The 22382-nt window shown below is 64.0% G+C and carries 20 protein-coding genes, 1 tRNA gene and 1 pseudogene; 8 read left to right on the forward strand and 14 right to left on the reverse strand.

All coding sequences use genetic code 11. From position 1 onward, the window contains the following. Positions 1–26 precede the first annotated feature (26 nt). Both EKH49_RS07350 and EKH49_RS07355 read right to left on the reverse strand, forming a co-directional pair. Entirely contained in the window at positions 27–1154 is a 1128-nt protein-coding gene (locus tag EKH49_RS07350) for a site-2 protease family protein (RefSeq protein WP_128470309.1), read from the reverse strand. After that, a complete protein-coding gene (locus EKH49_RS07355; RefSeq protein WP_128470310.1) occupies positions 1151–1864 on the reverse strand; it encodes an HAD family hydrolase in 714 nt (237 codons plus the stop codon). The genes EKH49_RS07350 and EKH49_RS07355 overlap by 4 nt, the downstream gene beginning before the upstream one ends. Before the next feature lie 83 nt (positions 1865–1947). Here EKH49_RS07355 and EKH49_RS07360 point away from each other — a divergent pair, with 83 nt between their 5' ends. Further along, positions 1948–2856, forward strand: coding sequence for a proteasome assembly chaperone family protein (locus EKH49_RS07360; protein ID WP_128470311.1), 909 nt, complete (start codon positions 1948–1950; stop codon positions 2854–2856). A 32-nt stretch (positions 2857–2888) separates the two neighbouring features. Here the strand turns inward: EKH49_RS07360 and mshC are convergent, their stop codons facing one another. The 3 genes from mshC to EKH49_RS07375 form a co-directional block, all read right to left on the reverse strand. Beyond that, positions 2889–4151 carry a cysteine--1-D-myo-inosityl 2-amino-2-deoxy-alpha-D-glucopyranoside ligase gene (gene mshC, locus EKH49_RS07365; protein WP_128470312.1) on the reverse strand — a complete coding sequence of 421 codons (1263 nt, stop codon included), beginning with the start codon at positions 4149–4151 and terminating at the stop codon, positions 2889–2891. A 127-nt stretch (positions 4152–4278) separates the two neighbouring features. Then, on the reverse strand, positions 4279–5103 hold the full coding sequence (locus EKH49_RS07370; protein ID WP_073706253.1) for an undecaprenyl-diphosphate phosphatase: 825 nt from the start codon (positions 5101–5103) through the stop codon (positions 4279–4281). Positions 5104–5181: 78 nt separating this feature from the next. Next, positions 5182–5391 (reverse strand): hypothetical protein, encoded by a 210-nt coding sequence (locus EKH49_RS07375; RefSeq protein WP_038991037.1) that lies wholly within the window; start codon positions 5389–5391, stop codon positions 5182–5184. 44 nt (positions 5392–5435) lie between these two features. Here EKH49_RS07375 and EKH49_RS07380 point away from each other — a divergent pair, with 44 nt between their 5' ends. Next, a complete protein-coding gene (locus EKH49_RS07380; RefSeq protein ID WP_128470313.1) occupies positions 5436–5669 on the forward strand; it encodes a DUF5703 family protein in 234 nt (77 codons plus the stop codon). Positions 5670–5702: 33 nt separating this feature from the next. On the opposite strand, the gene EKH49_RS07385 is transcribed toward EKH49_RS07380, so the two are convergent. The 5 genes from EKH49_RS07385 to EKH49_RS07405 form a co-directional block, all read right to left on the reverse strand. Then, on the reverse strand, positions 5703–6842 hold the full coding sequence (locus EKH49_RS07385; RefSeq protein WP_128470314.1) for an acyl-CoA dehydrogenase family protein: 1140 nt from the start codon (positions 6840–6842) through the stop codon (positions 5703–5705). A gap of 47 nt (positions 6843–6889) precedes the next feature. Then, positions 6890–8206 carry a M20/M25/M40 family metallo-hydrolase gene (locus EKH49_RS07390; protein ID WP_128470315.1) on the reverse strand — a complete coding sequence of 439 codons (1317 nt, stop codon included), beginning with the start codon at positions 8204–8206 and terminating at the stop codon, positions 6890–6892. A gap of 84 nt (positions 8207–8290) precedes the next feature. Then, entirely contained in the window at positions 8291–9265 is a 975-nt protein-coding gene (locus EKH49_RS07395; protein WP_128470316.1) for a TAXI family TRAP transporter solute-binding subunit, read from the reverse strand. Beyond that, entirely contained in the window at positions 9255–10691 is a 1437-nt protein-coding gene (locus tag EKH49_RS07400) for a HAMP domain-containing sensor histidine kinase (RefSeq protein WP_128470317.1), read from the reverse strand. Before EKH49_RS07400 ends, EKH49_RS07395 begins: the two co-directional genes overlap by 11 nt. Beyond that, entirely contained in the window at positions 10688–11356 is a 669-nt protein-coding gene (locus EKH49_RS07405) for a response regulator transcription factor (RefSeq protein ID WP_128470474.1), read from the reverse strand. The genes EKH49_RS07400 and EKH49_RS07405 overlap by 4 nt, the downstream gene beginning before the upstream one ends. A 242-nt stretch (positions 11357–11598) precedes the next feature. Between EKH49_RS07405 and EKH49_RS07410 the strand changes: the two genes are divergently transcribed. From EKH49_RS07410 to EKH49_RS07420, 3 genes and pseudogenes are all read left to right on the forward strand, one after another. Next, positions 11599–12879, forward strand: coding sequence for an Nramp family divalent metal transporter (locus EKH49_RS07410; protein WP_128470318.1), 1281 nt, complete (start codon positions 11599–11601; stop codon positions 12877–12879). Between the two features lie 80 nt (positions 12880–12959). Next, a complete protein-coding gene (locus EKH49_RS07415; protein ID WP_128470319.1) occupies positions 12960–13601 on the forward strand; it encodes an NADPH-dependent F420 reductase in 642 nt (213 codons plus the stop codon). Between the two features lie 179 nt (positions 13602–13780). Then, a pseudogene (locus EKH49_RS07420) lies at positions 13781–15226 on the forward strand (FAD-dependent oxidoreductase). A 78-nt stretch (positions 15227–15304) separates the two neighbouring features. Here the strand turns inward: EKH49_RS07420 and EKH49_RS07425 are convergent. Further along, positions 15305–15389 (reverse strand) — tRNA-Leu (locus EKH49_RS07425). A gap of 510 nt (positions 15390–15899) precedes the next feature. Between EKH49_RS07425 and EKH49_RS07430 the strand changes: the two genes are divergently transcribed. The 3 genes from EKH49_RS07430 (at position 15900) to EKH49_RS07440 (ending at position 18774) form a co-directional block, all read left to right on the forward strand. Beyond that, entirely contained in the window at positions 15900–16421 is a 522-nt protein-coding gene (locus EKH49_RS07430) for a DUF2127 domain-containing protein (RefSeq protein ID WP_128470320.1), read from the forward strand. Positions 16422–16535: 114 nt separating this feature from the next. Continuing rightward, complete coding sequence (locus EKH49_RS07435) at positions 16536–17513, forward strand: alpha/beta fold hydrolase (protein WP_128470321.1); 978 nt, start codon at positions 16536–16538, stop codon at positions 17511–17513. 67 nt (positions 17514–17580) lie between these two features. Further along, the gene (locus EKH49_RS07440; protein ID WP_128470322.1) at positions 17581–18774 is read left to right on the forward strand and encodes a glycosyltransferase; all 1194 of its coding nucleotides are present in this window, start codon (positions 17581–17583) and stop codon (positions 18772–18774) included. 74 nt (positions 18775–18848) lie between these two features. Here EKH49_RS07440 and EKH49_RS07445 read toward each other — a convergent pair whose 3' ends face one another. The 3 genes from EKH49_RS07445 to EKH49_RS07455 are packed head-to-tail and all read right to left on the reverse strand — an operon-like array spanning position 18849 to position 22337. Next, complete coding sequence (locus tag EKH49_RS07445) at positions 18849–19703, reverse strand: MaoC family dehydratase (protein WP_128470323.1); 855 nt, start codon at positions 19701–19703, stop codon at positions 18849–18851. Between the two features lies 1 nt (position 19704). Continuing rightward, positions 19705–21042: a 3-oxoacyl-ACP reductase gene (locus tag EKH49_RS07450; RefSeq protein ID WP_128470324.1), complete on the reverse strand. Its 1338-nt coding sequence runs from the start codon at positions 21040–21042 to the stop codon at positions 19705–19707. Next, complete coding sequence (locus EKH49_RS07455) at positions 21042–22337, reverse strand: acetyl-CoA C-acetyltransferase (RefSeq protein ID WP_128470325.1); 1296 nt, start codon at positions 22335–22337, stop codon at positions 21042–21044. Before EKH49_RS07455 ends, EKH49_RS07450 begins: the two co-directional genes overlap by 1 nt. Positions 22338–22382: the final 45 nt, after the last annotated feature.

A 22382-nucleotide genomic window follows, 5' to 3' on the forward strand; every position in this document is an offset into this window, starting at 1 on the left:
TTGGTGCTTTCAGTCTGTCTAGAAGTCTACTTGCGGCGTCCGGTGACGGCGTTGACGATCTGCCGCTGGTGCAGCAGGCCCACCACGTTCCCGGTGGAGCTGATCACCGCGTATTCGGCGCTCTCCACGCTGGCCAGGTAGTCGATCAGCGCGCGCCCGTCCGAATCCTCGGCGACGATCGCGCCCTGGCCCAGGGCGCGGGAGACCGCCAGCGCCGGAACCTGCGCCGCCTGGCTTCGATCCACCCGGGACAAGGCCTGCGCGTCGATGACCCCGACGGGCATCCCCTTCGGGTCGACCAGGATGATCTCTCCCCCGCGTGCTGCCTGGCGCGCCAGCACGTCGGCAACGCTCGCGTGCGAGACCATGGCCGAAGCCGGGCGCATCAGGTCGGTGGCGATTACCGTGGGCAGGTTCAGCATCATCTTGGAGTGCGCGATCAGCTGCGTGGTCGACTGCCACATGAACATCGCCACCATGATGCCGACCACCACGGTGATGATCTGCGGCTGCTCGCCGCGGACCAGGGGGTAGATGACGAAGTAGCCGATCAGGCCCACGGCGATCGCCCGGCCCACCCAGGACGAGGCGATGGTGCCCTTGAACTGGGAACCGGTCGCCTTCCAGACGATGGACTCGACCAGCCGCCCGCCATCGAGCGGAAGCCCGGGCAGCGCGTTGAAGGCGCCGAGCAGCAGGTTGGCGTAGACGAAGAAGTCGAGCAGCAGGTTCGGGTACACGCCCAGGGTGGCGTTCTGGATCACCAGCCAGCCCAATCCGGCCAGCACGAAGTTGGACAGCGGCCCGGAGAGCGCCACCCAGAGCGACGCGCCGGGCTTGGCCTTGAAGGAGCCGAACTGGGTGTGCCCGCCCATCAGGGTCAGCACAATATGCGCATCGGGCCATTTGAAGGCGCGCGCGGTCATCGCGTGGGCCACCTCGTGGACCAGCACCGCCACAGCGATGGCCACGGCGCAGGCCAGGCCCATCAGGTAGGCGCTCAGCGGCGGGATAATGCCGCCGCGCGCCAGCTGGATGCCCACGCTGAAGGTGATCACCGCGGTGATGATGAACCACGAGCTGGAGAGGTAGACCGGGACGCCGCCGATGCGGCCCAGCTTGATTCCGGGGGACTTTTCCTGGGTATCGCTCACGCGCTGACCTGCACCAGCCAGCGGGACATTGCGGCCACATCCACTAAGGCCAGGGAATCGATCCGGCGCCACTTGCCCTCGCCGGGATCGGTGGCGTTGGGAACCAGCACCGCATGCAGCCCGGCCGCGGACGCCGAGGCGATGCCCGGCACCGAATCCTCGAAGCCGATGCACTGGGAGGCGGACAGCTGCTGGCCGGTGGCTTCGCCCAGCAGCCGCAGCCCGCGCAGGTAGGGCTCGGGGTGCGGCTTGCCGTGGGCTACCTCTTCGCCGGTCACGCTGGCCTGGAAGGTGCCTTCGGGGATGGCGAGCATCAGCTCGTCGACGATGCTGCGCTCGGACATGGTCACCAAGGCCTGCGGGATCCCTGCCTGATTGCAGGCGGCCAGCAGCTCGCGCGCTCCAGGGCGCCAGGGGATTTCGCGGCGGATGCCGGCAACCACCCGGGCCGAGAGCCAGTCGATGATCTCGCGGATTTCCAGCTGCACCCCGGCCAGCTGCAGGGCGCGGGCGCCATCGGGCAACGCGTTGCCGACCAGGGCCAGGCCCTGCTCATGGCTCCAGGTTCCGCCATGGGAGACCACCAGCTCGGCTTCGGCAGCCAGCCAGTAGGGCTCGGTGTCGATCAGCGTGCCGTCCATATCCCACAACACGGCTTGCGGGGTTGCGGGCTTGGTTCCGGCGGCAAAGTCAAAACTGGTGCTTGGCATGAGTCCATTCTAGATGGAAGAGTGGGGCTAAGCCGCCTCGGCGAGCCACGCCGGGTACATCGAGTGCTGCCAAGGAGTCGTCAATGAACGAGGAATACCACGCCCCGACGCTGGACAGCTATATCGCCAAAACCCAGCATGAGATTCGCCCCACCATTGTCCTGGCCGCCTTCGAGGGGTGGAACGACGCCGGCTCGGCGGCGACGGATGCCGTGCGTCTGCTGCTCGAATCCCACGAGTACGAGCATCTGGCCACGGTGGGCGAGGACGACTTCTACGACTACCAGTTCACCAGGCCCAAGACCCGGCGCACCGAGAGTGGACGCGTCGTGGAATGGCCCCGCACCGAGCTGTTCAAAATCGCGCTGCCGCAGGCGGCCGCCGACCTGCTGGTGGTCCTCGGGGTCGAGCCGACGTTCAAATGGCAGGCGTTCTGCTCCCGGATCATCAAGGTGGCGCAGGCGCACAATGCCCATGCGGTGCTGAGCGTGGGCGCGCTGCTGGCCGACGTGCCGCATACCCGCCCGGTGCCGACCTCGCTGGCCAGCGACGATGCGCGCTTGCAGGAGCACCTGAAGATCAGCGCCTCCAGCTACGAGGGGCCCACCGGAATCCCCTCGGTGCTCGGCGTCGAATTCGAACGCTACGGGATCCCGAGCCTCTCGCTCTGGGCGCAGCTCTCCCACTATGTCGCCCAGTCCCCCAGCCCGCGGGTCCAGCTGGCCATCATCGAGCTGCTGGAGGAGATCCTCCCGGTCTCCGTGCGGGACCAGAAGCTGCGCGAGGATGCGCTGGCCTGGAAGCATGGGGTGGACGAGCTGGCGGCGGCGGATCCGGATGTCGCCAAGTATGTCGAGCAGCTGGAGCAGGCCACCGACACCAGCGAGCTGCCCGAGGCCAGCGGCGAATCCATTGCCCGGGAATTCGAGCGCTACCTGCGCCGCCGCGGAAAGTACCGCACGGACGGCCCGGGGTCCGACTACGATATCTGAAGCGGACCCCGGGGTGCGTGCGAAGCAGCGTGCTAGAGCTTGAGCCCGAGCAGCGCGTCGATGCCGTTGCGCAATGCGCCGGCGCCCTCGCCGTTCGAGCTGGCAGGCTGCGCGGCCCACCGGTCGATGGCATCCAGCGCGGAAGGCGCATCGAGGTCATTGGCCAGGTGCTTGCGGATCTGGGCCATCACGCTGGCGGCGTCCTCGAGGCTGGCGCTGGCCAGCGCCTCGCGCCAGGCCGCCACGCGCCGCTGCGCGGCGGCCAGCAGCTCATCGGTCCAGAACCAGTCGCTGCGGTAGTGGTGGGAGAGCAGCACGGCGCGGATCGCCACCGGCTCGACGCCGGCGGCGCGCAGCTTGGAGACCAGCACCAGGTTGCCCAAGGACTTGCTCATCTTCTCGCCGTCCAGGCCCACCATGCCGGTGTGCACGTAGGCCTGCGCGAGCTCGGCATTATCGCCGGCGGCCGCGTGGGCCGCGGAGAATTCGTGGTGAGGGAAGATCAGGTCCGAGCCGCCGCCCTGGACGGTGAACGGAGCCGGCAGGGTCTTGCGGGCAATCACCGAGCATTCGATATGCCAGCCGGGGCGGCCTTCGCCCAGCGTGCCGCCATCCCACCGGGGCTCTCCCTCGCGGGCGGCACGCCACAACAGCGGGTCCAGCGCGTCGCGCTTTCCTGCGCGGTCCGGGTCGCCGCCGCGTTCGGCGAAGAAGCCGAGCATGGTCTCGCGGTCGTAGTTGGAGACCGACCCCAGCGTCCAGGCATCGTTCTGCGCAGCCATGGTGTCGAAGTACACGTCGCCTTCCACCCCATCGGCACCGGCCGGCACGCGGTAGGCCAGGTCCGCGTCGAGCAGCTTCTCGACCACGGGGACCAGCCAGCCGATGGATTCCACGGCGCCGATGTAGTTCTGCGGCGGGATGACATTCAGCGCTTCCATGTCGTCGCGGAAGAGCTGGATCTGCGACTCGGCCAGTTCGCGCCAGTCGACGCCCGTGGCCGTTGCACGCTCAAGCAGCGGATCGTCCACGTCGGTGATGTTCTGGGTGTAGGCCACGGTTCGCCCGGCATCGAGCCAGGCGCGCTGCACCAGGTCGAAGGTGACATATGTGGCGGCGTGGCCCATATGGGTAGCGTCATACGGGGTAATTCCGCAGACGTACATGCTTGCCGGCGCAAGAGCCTCGTCCGCTGGCGCAGTGGCCTGCTGGGTACCGGTGGCGGTGTTGAAAAGTTCCAGTGTCGGTGCTGAACCAGCCACCTGAGGTACCTCAGGGTTTTTCCACGCGTGCACTTATGAACATCCTTTCGCAGATGCGACGTATTTCTTCCTTTAAGTCCAAGTGAAGCAGGACAAGGTTTATTCCCATTAACTGCAAGATGTCCGTGAAGCAGTCCACGGACATCTTTCAGGGCAAGAATCAGGCGGCCATCCAGCCCAATCCGAGAGCGACGAACAACGCCAGGCCCAGCAGGATGCGGTACCAGACGAAGAAGCGGTAGGAGTGGGTGGAAACGAACTTCAGGAACCAGCCCACGATCAGGAAGCCGACGATGAAGGCGACGACGGTGGCGACACCGGTCTGCGCCAGGGTGTAGACCCCCGGCTCATCGAAGGACTTGGCCAGCTTGTAGAGTCCCGAGGCGAACACCGCAGGGATGGCCAGCAGGAACGAGTAGCGGGCCGCCGCCTCGCGGGTGTAGCCCATGAGCAGGCCCGCGGTGATGGTGCCGCCGGAGCGCGAGACGCCCGGAATCAGGGCCATGGCCTGCGCGAAGCCGTAGAAGATGCCGTGCTTGACGGTCAGCTTCTCCAAGGTGCGCTGCTGCTTGCCGTAGTGGTCGGCGATGGCCAGGATCAGGCCGAAGACCACCAGGGTTGTCGCCACGATCCACAGCGAACGGAAGTTCGTATCGATGTAGTCTTCCAGCAGCAGGCCCAGGATCGCGATGGGCAGGGAGCCGACGATGATCAGCCAGCCCATCTTGGCATCCGGATCCGAATGCGGGATCTTGCCGGCCAAGGCCTTGCACCACGCACCGATGATGCGCACGATGTCACGCCAGAAGAAGACGATCACCGCGGTTTCGGTACCCAGCTGGGTAATGGCGGTAAAAGCCGCCCCGGGGTCCTGGGCGTTAGGCAGGAGTTCGCCAACGATGCGCAAGTGGGCGGAGGACGAGATCGGGAGGAACTCGGTCAGGCCCTGGATCAATCCTAGGAAAGCTGCTTCAAACCAATTCACCCCTCGACATTACTTCACGGATTGCGAGTATCCGGACTCAGAAACACGTAATGCGAAAAATTCACTCCGTGGTCGTACTCACGCATCATCCGAGGGTATGGTGAAGGGCAATAGCTCAGAATACTGTTCATAGAGGGCGTCCTCATAGTCTTCGAAGGCATCGGCCAACGCGCCAAAGGCGGCGTCGACGGAAGCCTCGGCGGCACCGCGGCTCTGCGACACAATTGCCAGATGCTGTTCCAGGCGGGCAATAAATGCTTGCAGTGCAAAACTCGGATCAGTACTCATAGCATGAGGCTACAACGCATGGAGTTCTTTAGATAGGGGGCAGGATGCTCGAAGAAAGAATTAAGCCGCCGCTGCACCATCCCGATGACCAGCGCTTCGAATACCTTGTCATCACCTCCTTCCCCGGCGAGCCGAAGAATGTAGCCCGGGCAGCCCTGCGCGAGCATGCGGATAACGGCAAATGGGAGCTCATGCGCACCTGCCGCTACGAGGGCGGCGTCTACAAGTATTGGCTGCGCCGCCGCGTGATGCGCATTCGCAGCACGCTGGCTCCCTGAACCGCCACTAGGCAGGCTGCGCCGGGCCTCGCCCTAGCTGTCGAGCGGGCCGACCAGCCAGGAGGCCACCGTGTTGGCAGCCGAGGCCGCATTGGACGGGTGGTACCAGCTGGCCTGCACGTCGCGGTATAGCCGTTCGAATTCCGAGCCGCGGAAATACCCGCCGCCGCCCAGCAGCTGGCCGGCAACCTGGACGTTTTCCCGTGCGGTGTCCCCTGCAATGGTCCGCAGCGTCACCAGCTTCGGGAACCAGGCGCCCTGGTGGTCCGCCTTGGCTTCCAGGTCGCCGGCCACCGAGCGCTGGAGGGCATCCAGGGACAGCAGGCGCATGGCCGCCTCCGCCAGCAGGCCGCGGGCGCGGACATCCTGCGAATACTTGGTCCCGTCCTGGTGCACTCGATCATTCAGCGCCTCCTGCGCCAAGGTCACCGCACGATCGGCGATGCCCACGTAGACGCTCGCGGTCAGGGTGAGGAAGGACGCGAAGATGCCGAAGATGAGCGGGTCCGCGTTCGGGCCGACCGGCAGCCGGCTATGCACCCAATCGCTGGGAGCCACCGCATCCTCCAGCTTCGTGGTGTGCGACTGGCTGGCCCGCATGCCCAGGGTGTTCCAGTCGTCCATCGACTGCACGCCTTCGCCGCGGGCGACGAAGCCGTGGACTAGCTCCCCGGACTCCTCGTCCTTGCCGAACACCCCCAAGCGGGTGAACGCCGGGGACAGCGAGGTGAAGATCTTCACGCCGGTGAATGCCACCGAACCATCAGCAGCGGTGGCCGCACTGGTCTTGGAGTCGAAGAGCACCGCATCGTTGCCCGGTTCCGAAATCCCGAAGGCCATCACTTCGCCCTCGGCAATCCAATCGGCAACCATGTCCAGGCGCCGGTCCCCGCGGGCCTTCAGCAGATAGGCGACTCCTGCCCAGACCTGATGCATGTTGATCGCCAGCGCCGTACCCGGCGCGGCAGTGGCAAGGCGGCGCTGCGCCAGCGCCAGGGTGTCGAAACTCCACCCCAGTCCCCCGCGATCCGCCGGCACCAGCGCCTTGAGGTAGCCGAGTTCCACCAGCTCGTTGAAGTCCTCGATGGCGAACGCGTTCGCCTCGTCATAGCCGGCGGCCCGGCCGCGGAAGCGTTCAAGCAGCTCGTTGGTCAGTACTGATTCGATGGACAAGGATTCTGCTCCTGGTTTCTCTTGTGCTCGCTGGGAGGAGGATGTTTCTAGTAGTCCTGCAAGAGCTTGCGCAGGACGCGGACGCCGAATTTGACGGAGTCCACCGGCACTCGTTCATCGACGCCGTGGAACATCCCGGTGAAGTCCAGTTCGGCGGGAAGCTGCAGCGGCGCGAATCCGTAGCCGGTGATCCCCAGCTTGGCCAGCCATTTGTTATCGGTGCCGCCGGAGAGCATGTAGGGCAGGACCACCGCATCCGGGTCCTCGGACAGCAGCGATTCGATCATCGAATCCACCAGCGCCCCGGCGAACGGCACCTCAAGGGAATCCTGCTCATGGACCATGGACAGCTCGACATGTTCCCCGGCCAATTCGCGCAGGGTCTGCACGGTGGCTTCGTGCTGCTCGGGCAAGGTGCGGCAGTCGATCAGGGCTTCAGCCTGGCCGGGAATGACGTTGTGCTTGTAACCGGCGTCCAAGGCGGAAGGGTTCGCGGTATTCTGCAAGGTCGCGCCGACGAACCTCGAGACGTTGCCCATGGCCGAGAGCAGCGGGGCGGGATCTGCTTCATTGAAGTCCAGCCCGGACAGCTCGGCTACCTGTTCCAGCAGGGCGCGCGTGGTCTTGGTATAGGACAGCGGCCATTGATGCTCGCCGATGCGGTGCACGGCTCCTGCCAGATGGGTGACCGCATTGTCGCCGTTCAGCTGCGAACCGTGCCCGGCCATGCCCTGGGCGGTCAGCTTCAGCCAGGCGATGCCCTTTTCCGCGGTCTGCAGCATGTAGGCACGGCGGCCGTTGATCTCGACCGAGAACCCGCCGACTTCGCTGATCGCCTCGGTGGCGCCGGCAAAGAGCTCGGGATGGTTCTGCACCATCCAGCCTGCGCCATAGTCCCCGCCGGCTTCCTCATCGGCAAAGAAGGCGATGACCAGGTCGCGCCGTGGGGTGATCTTTTCGCGCTGCAGATGGCGGATGGCGGCGATGATCATCGCATCCATGTTCTTCATGTCTACCGCGCCGCGTCCCCAGATCATCGAGTCGATGATCTCCGCCCCAAAGGGATCCACGCTCCAGTCTTCGGCGATGGCCGGCACGACATCCAAATGGCCGTGCACCACCAGGGCCGGCAGCGCCGGGTCGGCACCCGGAACACGGGTGAGCACGTTGGCCCGCCCGGGAGCAGACTCGTAGATCTTGGCATCCAGGCCAACTTCCTGGAGCAAACCGGCAACATATTCGGCGGCCTCCAGCTCACCTGCACCCTTGTTGCCGCCGTAGTTCGTAGTGTCGATCTGGATCAGTTTCCGGCAAATCTCGACGGCTTCATTTTCCATGCGTGCAATGGCGTCGGCAGTGGGCATCTCAATTGATCCTCTCGTAGCAGTGCTCTGCCATACACACTAGTCGGCCAAGCCCCCGGCCGTCTCGTACCGGCGTGCGCGAGCTTATCCATGCAGTTCCCGGTAGGCGGTGCGCGCACCCGGGTGCAACGGCAGGACACCGGTGCTGATCAAGGTTTCAGTGGTCAGGAATTGTATGCCGGCACTGGACTCGGGCACCAGCTGGCCAGCGTGCTCAACCAGGAGCTTGACGATGGCTCCGGCCAGGTCATCAGCCATGTCCGCGCGCGCCATCAACAAGTTGCCCACCCCGATGGTCTGGACGGACTTGACGCCGCGGTAGGTTCCCTCCGGGATGGCAACCGCGTCGTACAGGTCCGGGTACTGGGCACGCAGTTGCGGCAGGACTCCCGACACGTCGAGCAGTTCCAAATCCATGCTGGACGCGAGTTCGCTCAGCGGCATCACCGGCAGGCCGCCGAAGAGGAAGAGCGCGTCAATGCTTCCGCGGCTCAGCGCGTCCAGCCCTGCCGCGTAACCGTACTGCAGCTCCTTGGGCGCATTCGCGCTGTCCTTGAGCTTCGCCGCTTCTAGGATCCGCTGGCCAGTGACCCAGGTGCCGGATTCGGGTGCGCCGGTCCCGATGGTGCGTCCTGCCAGATCCTGTAGCGAATCGATGCCAGCTTCAGGACGGATTATGCAATGGAAATAGTTCTGGTAGACGCGGCCCAGGGCCAGCGGCTGGGTCTGCGAGCCATGATCCTTCCGATGCTGGTCCGCCGTATCGGCCAGCGCCAGGGCCAGCTCGGCCTCATTGCCTGCGAGCATCGCCAGGTTCTGGGCGCTAGCTTGGGTATTCAAGGCGTGCGACTGCTCGGCGACGCCGTTGGCCACCAGCGCCTTGGAGAGCAGGGAGGCAAACTGGAAATACATGCCTCCGTCTTCACCTGAGGCGATATCCAATCGGCCTGCACTGGCCTGCGAAGTGCAGGAACCCAAGGCCGGGATGGTGGCGGCCACCGGGAGCGCAAGAAGGTATTTGAGCAGATTCCGCCGGGTTGGCATTGGCTCAGGATTCATCGTGGACCTCGGATTCCTCGGTGTGCCGCGGAAGGCTGATCGTGGCTTTCAGCCCCTGGCCCGGAGCCGATTCCAGCGTGAGCCCACCGGCGTTGGCGCGTGCCAGGCGATCGACGATGGCCAATCCCAGGCCGGTTCCCGGGCGGTGCCGCACCTGTTCTGCGCGCCAGAAGCGATCTGCCGCATTCGCCAGATCAGCGGCGCTCATGCCGGGACCATGATCTCGTATCTGGATCTCGACAGTTCGCTGGTGGAGCCCAAGGCCCAGCACGATGCTGCTGCCCGGTGCGTATTTGAAGGCGTTCTCAACCAGTTCTGCGAGCATCTGCTGCAAATCGAAGCCGTTGCACCACGCGATGGCTTCCGGTTCCGAGGTGGCACTGGCATCGAGCACCAGCTGGTTGCCCAGCAGCCCGGCCGCTTCGGATTGCCGTTCGACTTCTTCGGCAAGCATCTGCCCGACGTCGATTTGCTGGCCGCGCACAGCTGCGTCGGGCAGCGCGTCCCCGGCCCTTTGCTCGGTCAGCCGATGCTCGGCGCTGGCCAAGCGCATGACGCCATCCAGCAGGGTCTCGACCCGATCCAGTTCGCTTTCCACGGCGTGCACTCCGGCGGGATCCGCCTGCTCGCCCAGGCGCATCTTCAGCAGATCCACGCGAAGCCTCAAGGCTGCTACCGGGTTGCGCAGCTGATGGGATGTCTCGGCGATGAGCTCTTGCTGCTGCTCCAGGCTCTCGGCCATGGTTTGGGCCATGCGACTCAGTGACCGGGACAGTTGGCGCAGCTCGGGAGGGCCTTGTTCTTCCAGATGCACCGGTGCCTGGTGCTGCGCAATGTCGTTGACCGCGTCGTTGAGCCGGTGCACCGGGCGAAGCACCCAAGAGGTGAGACGGTCGGCCAGGAGCAGCAGTCCGGCACCAAGGGAGATGACCATGAGCCAGAGCACGCTGGACTTTTCCAGCACCTTTGCGCGTGCAGTTTCCAGGTTCACTTGCATGGTGACCGAGCCGAGCACCTGGGCGGAATTGCCGAAAGGCTGCGAAAGCAAGGCAGTGGCATCGGAGAAGGGATCGATGGGCGGAAGCTGGAGGAGCCCGAGGTTCAGTTCGGCATTGCGCACGGCCTGCGCCACCTCGGGGTCCTGCGGGTCGATGCTCCCCGAGACCAATTGCCGCTGGCCAAGGTTGATCAGCAGGCCTTCGCCGTACAAATCGCTATAGGTATCCATCTCCAGCTGGAGCAGCGACATGTCGCTGTTCAGGTCGGCATGGGTGGCAAGCTGGACAAAGCGGTTCAATGCCGAAATCCGGTTCAGCTGCAGATCCGCGGTGGCATCGCGGCTCACGCTCTGCAGCAGCATCGCGCTGGTGATGGCGACGATCGCCAGCAGCAGCGTGCCCAAAATTCCCAGTACGCGCAGCCTCACGGGTTCGGCGTTTCCAGCCGGTAGCCGACCCCGCGGACGTTCACGATCATCCCCGGCGCAGCGAGCTTGGAACGCAATCCTGTGAGGTGGACATCCAAGGAACGAGAAACCGCGATGAATGCGTCGCCCCAGAGGCGGTCAAGGATCTGCTCGCGGGTGACAACCGATCCGGCGTGCTGGGCCAGCAACGCCAGCAAGTCGAATTCCTTGGCGGTCAAATGCAGCGCCCGCCCGTCGAGTACCGCTTCGTGCTTGCCGGTATCCACGCGCAGCCCGCCGGCGATGAGCACGCCGTCATTGTCGTCGGCGAGCACCTTCGCCCGGCGCGCCACCGCGTCAATGCGGGCAAGGAGAACTGCCAGGCCGATGGGCTTGACCAGGAAATCGTCTGCGCCCTGGCGCAGCCCCCGGACCACGCTGCGCTCGTCATTGCGAGCCGTGAGGATGACGACGGGAACGTCGCTGATTTGGCGGAGCTTGCGCAGGACCTCAAGTCCGTCCATATCCGGCAGGCCCAGGTCCAGCAGGATCATCTGCGCGTTGCGATGCTTCAACAGCGCGTCGGCACCGCGGCTGACATGCTCTGCCTGGTGGCCTGCCGCGCTCACCGCATCACTCAGGGCGCGGGCGACGGCCTCGTCGTCTTCGACGATCAACAGCTGCACGGCATCATCCTCGGTGATCAGATCCGGGCGCGAAGCCCGCAGGTAACTGGTCAATTCTAGCAATTCGGGTACGCAGTGTTTCTCACGTCACCCTCAAACTTAAGAAAGTGTTAGTAGTTGACTGTGAGTTTGCCAGTAAGAAAGATCACTACCAAGATTGAATACGATCTCACACCCTCCGTGGTCCGCATCACCGTAGATGCGCTGCCGCGGCGGCATCGCATTGCGGCAAAGGAAATTAAATGAGTGAAAACATCGAGGCGCAACGCGCCGACCTGGACGCTGGCGGCCCACCGCGCTGGAAGGTCATTGGCCCGGGCCTGGTCGTTGCGGCGACCGGCGTTGGCGCAGCCGACATGGTAGCCACCCTGGTAGCAGGCAGCCAGTATGGCTATGCCCTGCTGTGGGCAGTGATTGTCGGCGTGATCCTGAAAATTGTTCTGGTTGAAGGCGCCGGCCGCTACACCCTGGCCACCGGAAAGACCATTTTCGAAGGCTGGAGCACCCTGGGCAAGTGGACCACCTGGTACTTCGGTCCCTACATCATTATCTGGGGCTTCGTCTACGGCGCTACCGCGATGAGCTCTGCCGCGTTGCCGCTGGCAGCCTTGATGCCGGCAGTGGACCTGAAGATCTGGGCAGTGCTCATGGGCCTGCTGGGCTTCGTGATGGTCTGGTTCGGCAAGTACAACTTCTTCGAGAAGATCACCGCCGTGCTGGTAGGCATCATGTTCGTGACCGTGGTGGGCTTGGCTTTCATCGCTGTACCGAACATTCCGGAGATGCTCAAGGGCCTGATCCCGATGATTCCACAGGGCGGCGTGGTCTACACCCTGGCTTTGGCCGGCGGCGTCGGTGGCACCATCACCTTGGCCGCCTACGGCTACTGGCTGCGCGAAAAGGGCTGGTACACCCCTAAGTGGATGCGCGTCATGCGCATCGACAACACCATGGCCTACGTCATGACCGGCATTTTCGTGCTCGCGATGCTGATCGTCGGCGCAGAAGTTGTTCGCGCCGCTGGCGTCACCATTTCCGGTGGCGACAAGGGACTGCTGGAACTGGGCGATGTGCTGAAGGCCGAGTACGGCGATGTTGTCGGCAACGGCTTCCTGGTAGGCTTCTGGGCCGCGTCCTTCTCGTCGATCATCGGCGTCTGGAACGGCGTTTCGCTGATGTTCGCTGACTTCTGGGGCCACATGCGCAAGAAGCCTGCAAACCACCCGGACACCATGACCGGTGGCAAGTACTTCAAGTTCTACGTCCTGTGGCTGACCTTCCCGCCAATGGTGCTGTTCCTGCTGGACAAGCCGATCGCCCTGATCCTGGCCTACGGCGTCCTCGGCGCACTGTTCATGCCGTTCCTGGCAGTCACCCTCTTGGGCCTGCTCAACGGCAAGCGCATCCCGAAGGAATGGGCGAACCGCTGGCACACCAATACGGCGCTGGCGATTACCGCGGTGCTGTTCATCATCTTGGGCGTGCAGCAGCTGATCAAGTCCCTGGCTCCGCTCTGGAGCTGACAGGCTTCCGCTAAGTTGAAGGCCGTGGTGGCATGCAATGAATTGCATGCCACCACGGCCTTCGCGTCTAGGCTGGAGCTATGAGCATCAAGCGGATTGGAATCCTGGGCGCAGGACGAGCCGGCACGGCATTGGCCCGGGCAGCGGCAGCTGCCGGCATTGAGGTACGCATCGCGGGCTCGCGGCCCCCGCGGATGATGAAATACCACTTGGCGCAGTATGCATCCCGGGCCACCGGCGTGCTGGCCGAGGAGATCGCCGAGGATGTCGACTTGGTGGTGCTCATGGTGCCGCAGGAAGAACTCGGCGACATCGATGTCTCCTCCTTGGCTGGCACCCTGCTGGTGGATGCGACCAACCGCTGGGAAGATGAGCCGCTTCCCGATTGGCTGGAAGCCTCGCTGGATGCCGGTCTGTCCAGTTCCGAGGGCATCGCGGCCCGCTTCAAGAGCTCGCATGTGGTCAAGGCGCTGAACCACATCAGCCACTGGGATATGGACGCGGATCGGGCAACCAAGCAATCTGCGCAACGCGCCCTGGGCGTCGCCTCGGATAACAAGCAGTACGCGCAGATCGTTTCGGAACTCACCAAGGCATTGGGTTTCTGGCCGGTACTGCTGCCCAGCTTGGCCGCCGGCCGGGTGCTGGAACCGCAGGGACCGGTCTTCAACCAGGTGCTGGACGCCGAGAGCCTGCGCCGGCTCAGCGGTACCCAAGGGTAGCTGGGCTCAAGGCACGACGGTTCCATCCAGTGGGACTGCTTCGCAGTGAATCGGCAGTGGACAGCTAATCTTCTGGATACTTTTGGTCCATTTCGAGAGGATGCCCGCACATATCCGTCAACAGCACGTTCAACTTTCCAGCCAGCAGCATCAGCAGCTGGGACTTCGAGGCCGATGTGGTGGTTGCCGGCTACGGCATCGCCGGGGCGAGTGCCGCCATCGAGGCCGCGCGCGCCGGAGCCAAGGTGCTAGTGCTCGAACGTTCCGGAGGCTGAGGCGGCGCCGCGTCCATGGCCGGCGGCTTTATCTACCTCGGAGGAGGCACTCCCCTGCAACGGGCGCTGGGTTTCGAGGACACGGTGGAGAACATGAAGGCATTCATGAAGGCCGCTCTCGGCCCGGGGACCGACGATGCGAAGATCGATGCCTACTGCGAGGGCAGCGTGGATCATTACAACTGGTTGGTCGACGCGGGCGTCGTCTTCAAGGAGTCCTTCTGGGGGCAGCCTGGCTGGGAACCTCCCCATGATGACGGGCTGATGTACTCCGGCGGCGAAAACGCCGCCCCGTTCAGCGCCTCGATTCCCCCGGCTCCGCGCGGTCACGTTCCGAAGATATCCAGTAAGAAGACCGGCGAGCAGGGCGGCAGCTACATGCTCATGAAACCGCTGGTCGAGACCGAGCAAGCCCTGGGCGTGCGCGCCGAATACGACCTGCGCGTCCAGTCACTGGTCGTCGAGGCGGATGGATGCGTGGTTGGCATCGGAGCCAAGCGCTACGGCGAAGACGTCTACGTCAAGGCCCGCCGCGGCGAGCTCCTGGCCATGGGCAGTTTCGCCTTCAATGAGGACATGGTCCGCGCCAACGAACCGCGCTTCCTGGGCCGCCTGGCTGCATCCATCGAGGCGCACGACGGGCGTGCCATCCAGATGGGCCAGTCAATTGGCGCTGCCACCGCCCATATGGACGCCACCGAGGTCGCATTCTTCTGCGATCCGCAGCTGCTGGTGCGCGGCATCCTGGTCAACGGCCGCGGCCAGCGCTACATCAACGAGGACACCTACCCGGGCCGGCTCGGCCAGGCGACGCTGTTCCACCAGGAAAACCAGGCGTTCCTGGTCATCGACGAGGCTGCATTCGAAGAAGGCTCGGCCAGCGAAACCTCCAGCCCGGAACTGCTGATGCAGCCAACCTAGGGTGCCGTCACCGCCGCCGGGTTGGAAGCCGAGATGGGACTGCCTGCAGGCAGCCTGCAAGCCACCGTCGAGCAGTACAACCGCTCCGCGGCCGAGGGCACCGATCCCCTGCTGGGCAAGAACCCCAAATGGGTCAAGACACTGCGCGGTGCACTGGCGGCGACCGACCTGCGCGGCCGCACCGGAGGATTCACGCTGGGCGGACTGAAGACCGATACCAACCCACGGGTACTGCATGTTTCGGGCGCACCGATCCCGGGCTTGTTCGCGGCGGGACGCTGCACTTCGGGGGTCTGCGCCGGCGGCTACGCCAGCGGTACCAGCCTGGGCGATGGAAGCTTCTTCGGACGCCGCGCCGGAATCAGCGCGGCACAGGAAGCAAAGTCCCCGGATGGCATCGCGATGGCGCAGGGAGCCGCGGCTCATTGAATCCGTTCCCAGCGGGACAAGATTTCTGGCAGATGTGAAAAATCCCCGGCTGACCGAAGTCAACCGGGGATTTACCTGTGCGCGAAAGGGGACTTGAACCCCTACCCTCTATTCGAGGACCAGCACCTCAAGCTGGCGCGTCTACCTATTCCGCCACCCGCGCAGGTTGTCTGTTGTTCGCGTTGTTATCGCTGGCAACGAAGTAAAACTCTACCACCGCTTTCGCGTGAATTCCAATCGGCCACCAGCTGCCCCGAAGTCGTCGAAACGCCCGTAAATTCGCGGAATATTCGGCCTTGAGTAGGAGGTTTCAGCATTTTCACGGCAATTTCGTGTCAAGGGTCACAAGATTTTCGGCAGAATTGCAGGTTTTCGCCGACCGTGATGCCAGTTGCCAGCGATTCGAGCATTCAACTGTACTCGCGCAGGCGTGCGAATGACGCGGTTGCCCGCTGTCTTTCGTTGATCAATTAGGCGAAGCGACGGCTCACTGTCCTCGTGGCTTCGATCAGCGCCTGATCTCCCTACGACATTCAGGAACGAAAACTGATTGAGAATGAACATCACTCGCCACGTGGAATCGAATTGGCAGCATGCCAGCTCTCAGATGTTCCATAGCGATTCGTCGCACTTTGAGAAGTAAGCTCAGATCATCGTTAATGCTTGTCAAACAATGAAGAAAGCACAGCGGCCCATGAACCATCCGGAATCAGCACCAGGACAAGGCAAGCGCCGCAGATTGCTTGACCGAACTTTTTACGTGGGTCTGATCCTCAAGGGCATCACGGGCGTTTCGGAACTCGTGGCTGGCACCATATTTCTCTTTGCCGGGCCATCTCAGATCATTGTGTTCGTAAGTGCAGTGACTCACCACGAACTTTCCGAAGATTCGCAGGATTTCATCGCCCGCTTTCTGGTCAGTTTGGCTGAACGCCTAGATGTTTCTGCAACGCTCTTTGCGGCGGCTTACCTGCTATTCCATGGGATAGTAAAGGTGGTGCTGGTGTGGGCAGTGCTGAGAAACCAATTGTGGGCTTATCCGTGGCTCATTGGATTCCTGATTGCATTCATCGTGTACCAGATCTACGAGCTGTTTATCAGCTTCAGCTGGGGACTCATCGGGCTCACAGTTTTGGACGCATTCATCGTTGTCCTGACATGGCGCGAGTATCAACTTCATCGACGGACAGCTTGAACTCTCCAGCCGAGCTCCCCGCATTTTCGATGATTGCCGGCCGAGGAGATCCAGAAAAGCGGAAGCAACTTTCGATGAAGCCCTCGTTGGCCCGCTTTCCCGTAAAGTGCGTACATGACTGATTTTTCCCTCGGCAGCAATACCATCCATCACGGGCTGATGCCGACCGACGATGGCCACCAGCTGTACTGGGAAGAGTTCGGACGGCGCGACGGAATCCCGGCACTGCATCTGCACGGCGGCCCGGGAGGAACGCTCGGCGTTAGCGGCTACCGAAACCGCTGGGACCTGTCCCGTACGCGCCTCATCGGTTTCGAGCAGCGCGGTTGCGGCCGTTCCCTCCCCTCGGCTGCAGATGCAAACGTGGAGATGGAATCATTCACTACCCCGCGGCTCATTGCCGACATCGAAACGTTGCGCATCGGGCTGGGAATCGAGAAATGGATCCTCAATGGCGTGTCCTGGGGCTCGACCTTGGCGCTCGCCTACGCGCAGGCGCATCCCGAACGTGTTATCGGCATCGTGCTGTTCGCGGTGACGACAACCAGCCGTGAAGAAGTCCAATGGATCACCGAAACCGTCGGAGCGCTCTTCCCCGAGGCATGGGACCGGCTCGCGGGATTCGCCAGCAGGCATGTTCCTGCCTATGCGTCCGGAGAGTTGCGGCTGGTCGAGGCCTACGCGCAACTGCTCAGCTCCAGCGATCTTGAACTTCGCGACGCGGCCTCCCGCGAATGGGCCCTGTGGGAGGACACCCACATTTCCCTCGGCTCCGAGCAGGTGGTTCGGGATCCGCGCTGGGAAGAGCGCAGTTTTCGGCATTCGATGTCCCGGATGACGACGCACTTCTGGGCCCACGACGGCTTCTGCCAGCCGCCGATCCTCGAGAACATGGCCAAGATCCAGCATCTTCCGGCCGTCCTGATCCACGGACGCGCCGATGTTTCCGGTCCTGCAAGAACCGCATGGAAGCTGCACCAGCTCTGGCCGGCTTCCTCGCTGGTCATCTGCGAAAAAGACGGCCACGGAGGAGCGGACATGGTGGATCACTGGACATCCGCAAACGCGAAGATGCTTGACCTGGCTTCTTGATAGCATCAGAGGCGGAGTTTCGAACGAAAAATTCCGTCACCAGCACAGCACCTTGGGAGCACCGATCATGCGCATAGCCATGCTTTCCCTGCATACCTCGCCAATGCAGCAACCCGGCTCCGGCGATGCAGGCGGCATGAACGTGTACATCCAGAACCTTTCCTATGCGCTGGGCGCGCTGGGCCACGAAGTGCATATGCTCACGCGCACCGCCGGGGAATCAGAGTCGCTGCAGGTCAGTGAGGGCGTATGGATGCACCAGGTGCAGGTAGCCGCGAACCGGACCCTGGCCAAGGAGCAGCTGCCCGAAATCATCGACGAAGCCGCGGAAGAAATCGCCGCCCACCTGCACGGCGTGAACATCGATGTAATCCATGGACACTATTGGCTCTCGGGAATGGTGGGACTGCAGCTGGCCAGGCAGTGGGAGGCTCCCCTGCTGGTGTCGATGCACACCTCGGCCGCGGCCAAGGAGCACGAATCTGGCATCCCCGAGCCCGGGTACCGCAAGGAAGCCGAGCAGCAGCTGCTTGCCGAATGCGCGCGCATCATCGCCAACACCCCGGTGGAAGCGAAGCAGCTCGGGCACTTCTACGCCGTGGAATCGAAAAAGCTCGACATCGTGTTGCCCGGCGTCAACCACCGAATCTTCCATCCGGACCAGGACAAGGTGCGCCGCCCGCTGGGCGAGGATGACCTGCATCTGGTCTATGCCGGACGGATGCAACCGCTGAAGGGAGCGCATCTGCTGCTCGAAGCCATGGGCATCGCGCGCCGCGAGGACCCCAGCCTGCGCATCACCGCATCACTCTTCGGCGCCCTGTCCGGGCAAACCAACTACGACCTGCCATCGCTCGTGCAACGCCACGGCCTTCAGGACGTCGTCCGCTTCTTCGATCCGCTCTCCCCCGAGAAATTGGCACTCGTCTTCGCCAACGCCGACGTCGTTGCAGTCCCTTCGCTCTCCGAGACCTTCGGCCTGGTAGCTGCCGAAGCGCAGGCCTGCGGCACTCCGGTTCTGGCCAATGCCGTGGGCGGTTTGGCGTACGCCGTGAACGACGGCGAATCAGGGTGGCTCATGGACGAGCCCGATGCCCAGCTGTGGGCCGAAAAATTGCTTGAGCTTGCCCGGGATCCTGAACAGATTACCGCCGCCGGCCATGGCGCACTGGAGCATTCGGGACTATTCACCTGGGAACGCGCCGCTGTCGCTACATTGGCCAGCTATCGCATGGCCCAGTCCGAGCGCCACCGAGCCTAGTCAAGGACGGTGGCACCACAGTGCCCTGGTCGTCAACGCGACTGCGTCGATGACCAGGGCACTGGTGACTTCACTTAGCCGCGCACCAGCTCCATTTCGAAGTGGGGCTTGGATTTGCGCGCGTTCCACGCCTGGATGGTGTAACCCCCGGCGTTCGGCTGGAAGGCCAGGTCAACCGAAGCCGGAAGCACCACCGGAGTCTTGAACTCGATGCTCCAGCGGTAGCTTCCGCCAGCAGGCTCGATCCCCGCCAGCGCACGGGCCGCCAGGTAGATGCCGTGGGCGATGGCCGCCGGCATGCCCAATGCCTTGGCGCTGAGCGCAGCCAGGTGGATCGGGTTGTAGTCCCCGGCGACCGCGGCCCAGCGGCGTCCGGTTCCCGCATCCAGTTTCCAGCTTGCGGTGCGCTGCGGTGTGGCAAAGTCAGGGTGCGTGCTTTTCTCCGGCGTGGCCCCATCTAACCGCACGCTCTTGGCCAGGAACGTGCTGCGCAGCAGCATCCGGTCCTGCCCATCCACCACGATGCGCATCACCAGTTCGGCGGTCACCCCGTGCGGATGGGCCGCGAGGTTCTCGCTGTGCACCTCGATGTCGAATGCCTCGTCCTCCCCCAGGGGCTGCTGGACCTCCACCTGGTTAGTCAGGTGGATCATTCCCAGAAGCGGCAACGGGAAATCGTCGCGCACCATCAAGGACATCGCCAGCGGGAACGCCAAGGAGTGCACGTAGAGACTCGGCAGCACGCCGTTCATCGGTGCGTCCACGGCCTTGCGGAACTCGGCAAGCTTCGCCGGATCGGCCTTCGCGCCCTGGAACACCAGCACGGTTTCGGGCAGCACCGGGTTCTTCGGCTTGCGCTTCAGGGTCTTGACGGACTGGGCATAGACCGAGGCCATCGACGGAATTCCGGTAACGATCTGCGCACCCATCTCAGGCACCTACCAGCGATTGGCCGCAGACGCGCAGCACCTGGCCGTTCAGCCCGGCCGCGGCATCCGAGCCGAGGAAGCTGATGGCTTCGGCAACATCCACCGGCAGGCCGCCCTGCATCAGCGAGGGCAGGACCATGCGGGCCACGGTACGGGTGCCCAGCGGGATCTTTGCGGTCATCTCGGTCTCGATGAATCCCGGGGCCACCGCGGCAATGGAGCCGCCATTCTCGGCGAACAGCTTGGCGCTGGCGTGCACCATGCCGATCACCCCGCCCTTGGAAGCCGCATAATTGGTCTGCCCGCGGTTGCCGGCGATGCCGGAGGTGGACGCCAGCGACACGATGCGCAGGCCCGGCAGCTTGGCCGCCAGGAAGGCCTCGTTCATGCGCAGCTGCGAGGCGATGTTCACGGCGATCACCGAATCCCAGCGGCCGGCATCCATGTTGGCCAGCAGCTTGTCGCGGGTGATTCCGGCATTGTGGATCACCAGATCCAGCGAGCCATGCCGGCCGATCGCGTGATCCATGATCTGCTGCGCTGCATCTTCGGCGGTGACATCCAGCTGCAACGCGGTGGCGCCGATGGAATTGGCCACCTTGGCCAGCGCTTCGCCGGCGGCCGGCATATCCACCACGACCACCTGCGCCCCGTCGCGGGACAGCGTTTTGGCGATGGCCGCGCCGATGCCGCGGGCGGCCCCGGTCACCACTGCCACCTTGCCGGCCAGCGGCTTGGCGAAGTCAGCCGGAAGCACGCCATCGTTGGTGCGCACGGTCAGGAATTGGCCGTCCACATAGGCGCTGCGCCCGGAGAAGAAGAAGCGCAAGGCGGCCAGCGCACTCGGGCTGGCCACGGTAGTGCCAGCTTCGAGCACGATGCCATTGGCGGTCGCGCCGCCGCGCATTTCGCGGCCCATCGAGCGCACCACGCCATCGATGCCCTGGCGCACGGCTGACAGCTGGGGCGCATCATCATCCCCGGCAGGCCGGGAGAAAGCGACCACGCGGCCGCCGGGAAGCAGCTTGCGCAGCGCCTGGCCGGCCGCCAGCATCAGCGGCGAAAGGTCGGTGGGGCGCTCGAGCTCGTCAAGCAGCAGGACCAGAGCGCCGAGCTTGGCTTCTCCTGCGTCGTGGCGGCGCACATCCAGGCCCCAGGAGACCAAGGTGTCGCTCAATTCCTGCGCCTTGGCCGAAGCGCCGAGGATCAATACCGGGCCGGGCAGCAGCGCGGCATCCGGGCTGTAGCGGCGCAGCCGCGGCGGACGCGGCAGGCCCAGCATGGTGGCCAGCTTCTTGGTCAGGCCGGTGTTGACCAGTTCCATGTACTTGTCTGCCATTAGCTGCGAGCCTCCAGAATAGCGACGACGCCCTGGCCGCCTGCTGCGCAGACCGAAATCAGTGCGCGGCCCGAGCCCTTTTCGTGCAGCATCTTTGCGGTGCTGGCGATAATGCGGCCGCCGGTGGCGGCAAATGGGTGTCCGGCTGCCAGCGAGGAGCCGTTCACGTTAAGCTTCGACCGGTCGATGGCGCCCAGCGCGGCATCCAGGCCAAGCTTCTCGCGGCAGAATTCCTCGTCTTCCCACGCCTTGAGCGTGGACAGCACGGTGCCGGCGAAGGCTTCGTGGATCTCGTAGAAGTCGAAGTCCTGCAGAGTGAGGTTGTTGCGTTCCAGCAGCCGGGCGGTGGCGTAGGCCGGGGCCATCAGCAGGCCTTCGCCGCCGTGCACGAAGTCCACCGCGGCGGCCTCGAAGTCGACGAAGTTCGCCAGCATCGGCAGGTCATGCTCCTGTGCGTAGTCCTCGCTGCCCAGCAGCACCGTCGAGGCGCCGTCGGTCAGCGGGGTGGAGTTGCCAGCGGTCATGGTCGCTTCCTCGCCCAGGTTCTTGCCGAAGGCCGGCTTGAGCTTGGCGAGCTTTTCCATGCTGGAGTCGGCGCGCAGGTTGTTGTCCTTGGCCAGGCCGTTGAATGGGGTAATCAGGTCGTTGAAGAAACCGCGGTCATAGGCTGCAGCCAGGTTCTTGTGGCTGGCCAAGGCCAGTTCATCCTGTGCTTCGCGGGTGATGCCCCACTTCTTGGTGGTGATCGCCTGGTGGTCGCCCATGGACAGTCCGGTGCGTGGTTCGCCGGTACCTGGAGCCGCTGGTGCCAGGTGGCCTGGGCGCAGCTTGGACAACGCGGCCAACTTGGCTTTGGTGGAGCGGGACCGGGAAAGTTCCATCAGGATCGCGCGCAGCGAATCGGATACGGCGATGGGCGCGTCGGAGGTGGTGTCCACGCCGCCGCCGATGGCCGAGTCGAGCTGGCCGAGCTTGATCTTGTTGGCCAGCGAGCCGATGGCTTCCATGCCGGTGGCGCACGCCATCTGCACATCGTAGGCCGGGGTGGCGTGATCCAGCGAGGAGCCGAGCACCGCTTCACGGATCAGGTTGAAGTTCTTGGAGTGCTTGAGCACCGCGCCGCCGGAGACGGCGCCGATGCGCTGTCCCTGCAGTCCGTAGCGGGCGACCAGGCCCTCCAGTGCGGCGGTGAACATGTCCTGGTTGGACGCATTCACATAAGCGGTGTTGGAACGGGCGAAGGGAATGCGGTTGCCACCGATGATCACGGCATTGCGCACAGAAGGCTGGCTCATGTTCGTTGAACTCCTGTAAATATTCTGGTGTGACAAGTATTACTG

This window comes from Glutamicibacter sp. HZAU, from assembly GCF_004100365.1.
GTDB lineage: Bacteria > Actinomycetota > Actinomycetes > Actinomycetales > Micrococcaceae > Glutamicibacter > Glutamicibacter nicotianae.

Bases quoted from the DNA above. Each gene is read 5' to 3' on its own strand.
- EKH49_RS07390 (WP_128470315.1), bottom strand. From the start codon at position 8,206: ATGCCCACTGCCGACGCCATTGCACGCATGGAAAATGAAGCCGTCGAG.
- EKH49_RS07430 (WP_128470320.1), top strand. From the start codon at position 15,900: ATGAAGAAAGCACAGCGGCCCATGAACCATCCGGAATCAGCACCAGGA.
- EKH49_RS07360 (WP_128470311.1), top strand. From the start codon at position 1,948: ATGAACGAGGAATACCACGCCCCGACGCTGGACAGCTATATCGCCAAA.
- EKH49_RS07380 (WP_128470313.1), top strand. From the start codon at position 5,436: ATGCTCGAAGAAAGAATTAAGCCGCCGCTGCACCATCCCGATGACCAG.
- EKH49_RS07450 (WP_128470324.1), bottom strand. From the start codon at position 21,042: ATGGCAGACAAGTACATGGAACTGGTCAACACCGGCCTGACCAAGAAG.
- EKH49_RS07435 (WP_128470321.1), top strand. From the start codon at position 16,536: ATGACTGATTTTTCCCTCGGCAGCAATACCATCCATCACGGGCTGATG.
- EKH49_RS07415 (WP_128470319.1), top strand. From the start codon at position 12,960: ATGAGCATCAAGCGGATTGGAATCCTGGGCGCAGGACGAGCCGGCACG.
- EKH49_RS07445 (WP_128470323.1), bottom strand. From the start codon at position 19,703: ATGGGTGCGCAGATCGTTACCGGAATTCCGTCGATGGCCTCGGTCTAT.
- EKH49_RS07410 (WP_128470318.1), top strand. From the start codon at position 11,599: ATGAGTGAAAACATCGAGGCGCAACGCGCCGACCTGGACGCTGGCGGC.
- EKH49_RS07455 (WP_128470325.1), bottom strand. From the start codon at position 22,337: ATGAGCCAGCCTTCTGTGCGCAATGCCGTGATCATCGGTGGCAACCGC.
- EKH49_RS07440 (WP_128470322.1), top strand. From the start codon at position 17,581: ATGCGCATAGCCATGCTTTCCCTGCATACCTCGCCAATGCAGCAACCC.
- EKH49_RS07375 (WP_038991037.1), bottom strand. From the start codon at position 5,391: ATGAGTACTGATCCGAGTTTTGCACTGCAAGCATTTATTGCCCGCCTG.
- EKH49_RS07355 (WP_128470310.1), bottom strand. From the start codon at position 1,864: ATGCCAAGCACCAGTTTTGACTTTGCCGCCGGAACCAAGCCCGCAACC.
- EKH49_RS07395 (WP_128470316.1), bottom strand. From the start codon at position 9,265: ATGAATCCTGAGCCAATGCCAACCCGGCGGAATCTGCTCAAATACCTT.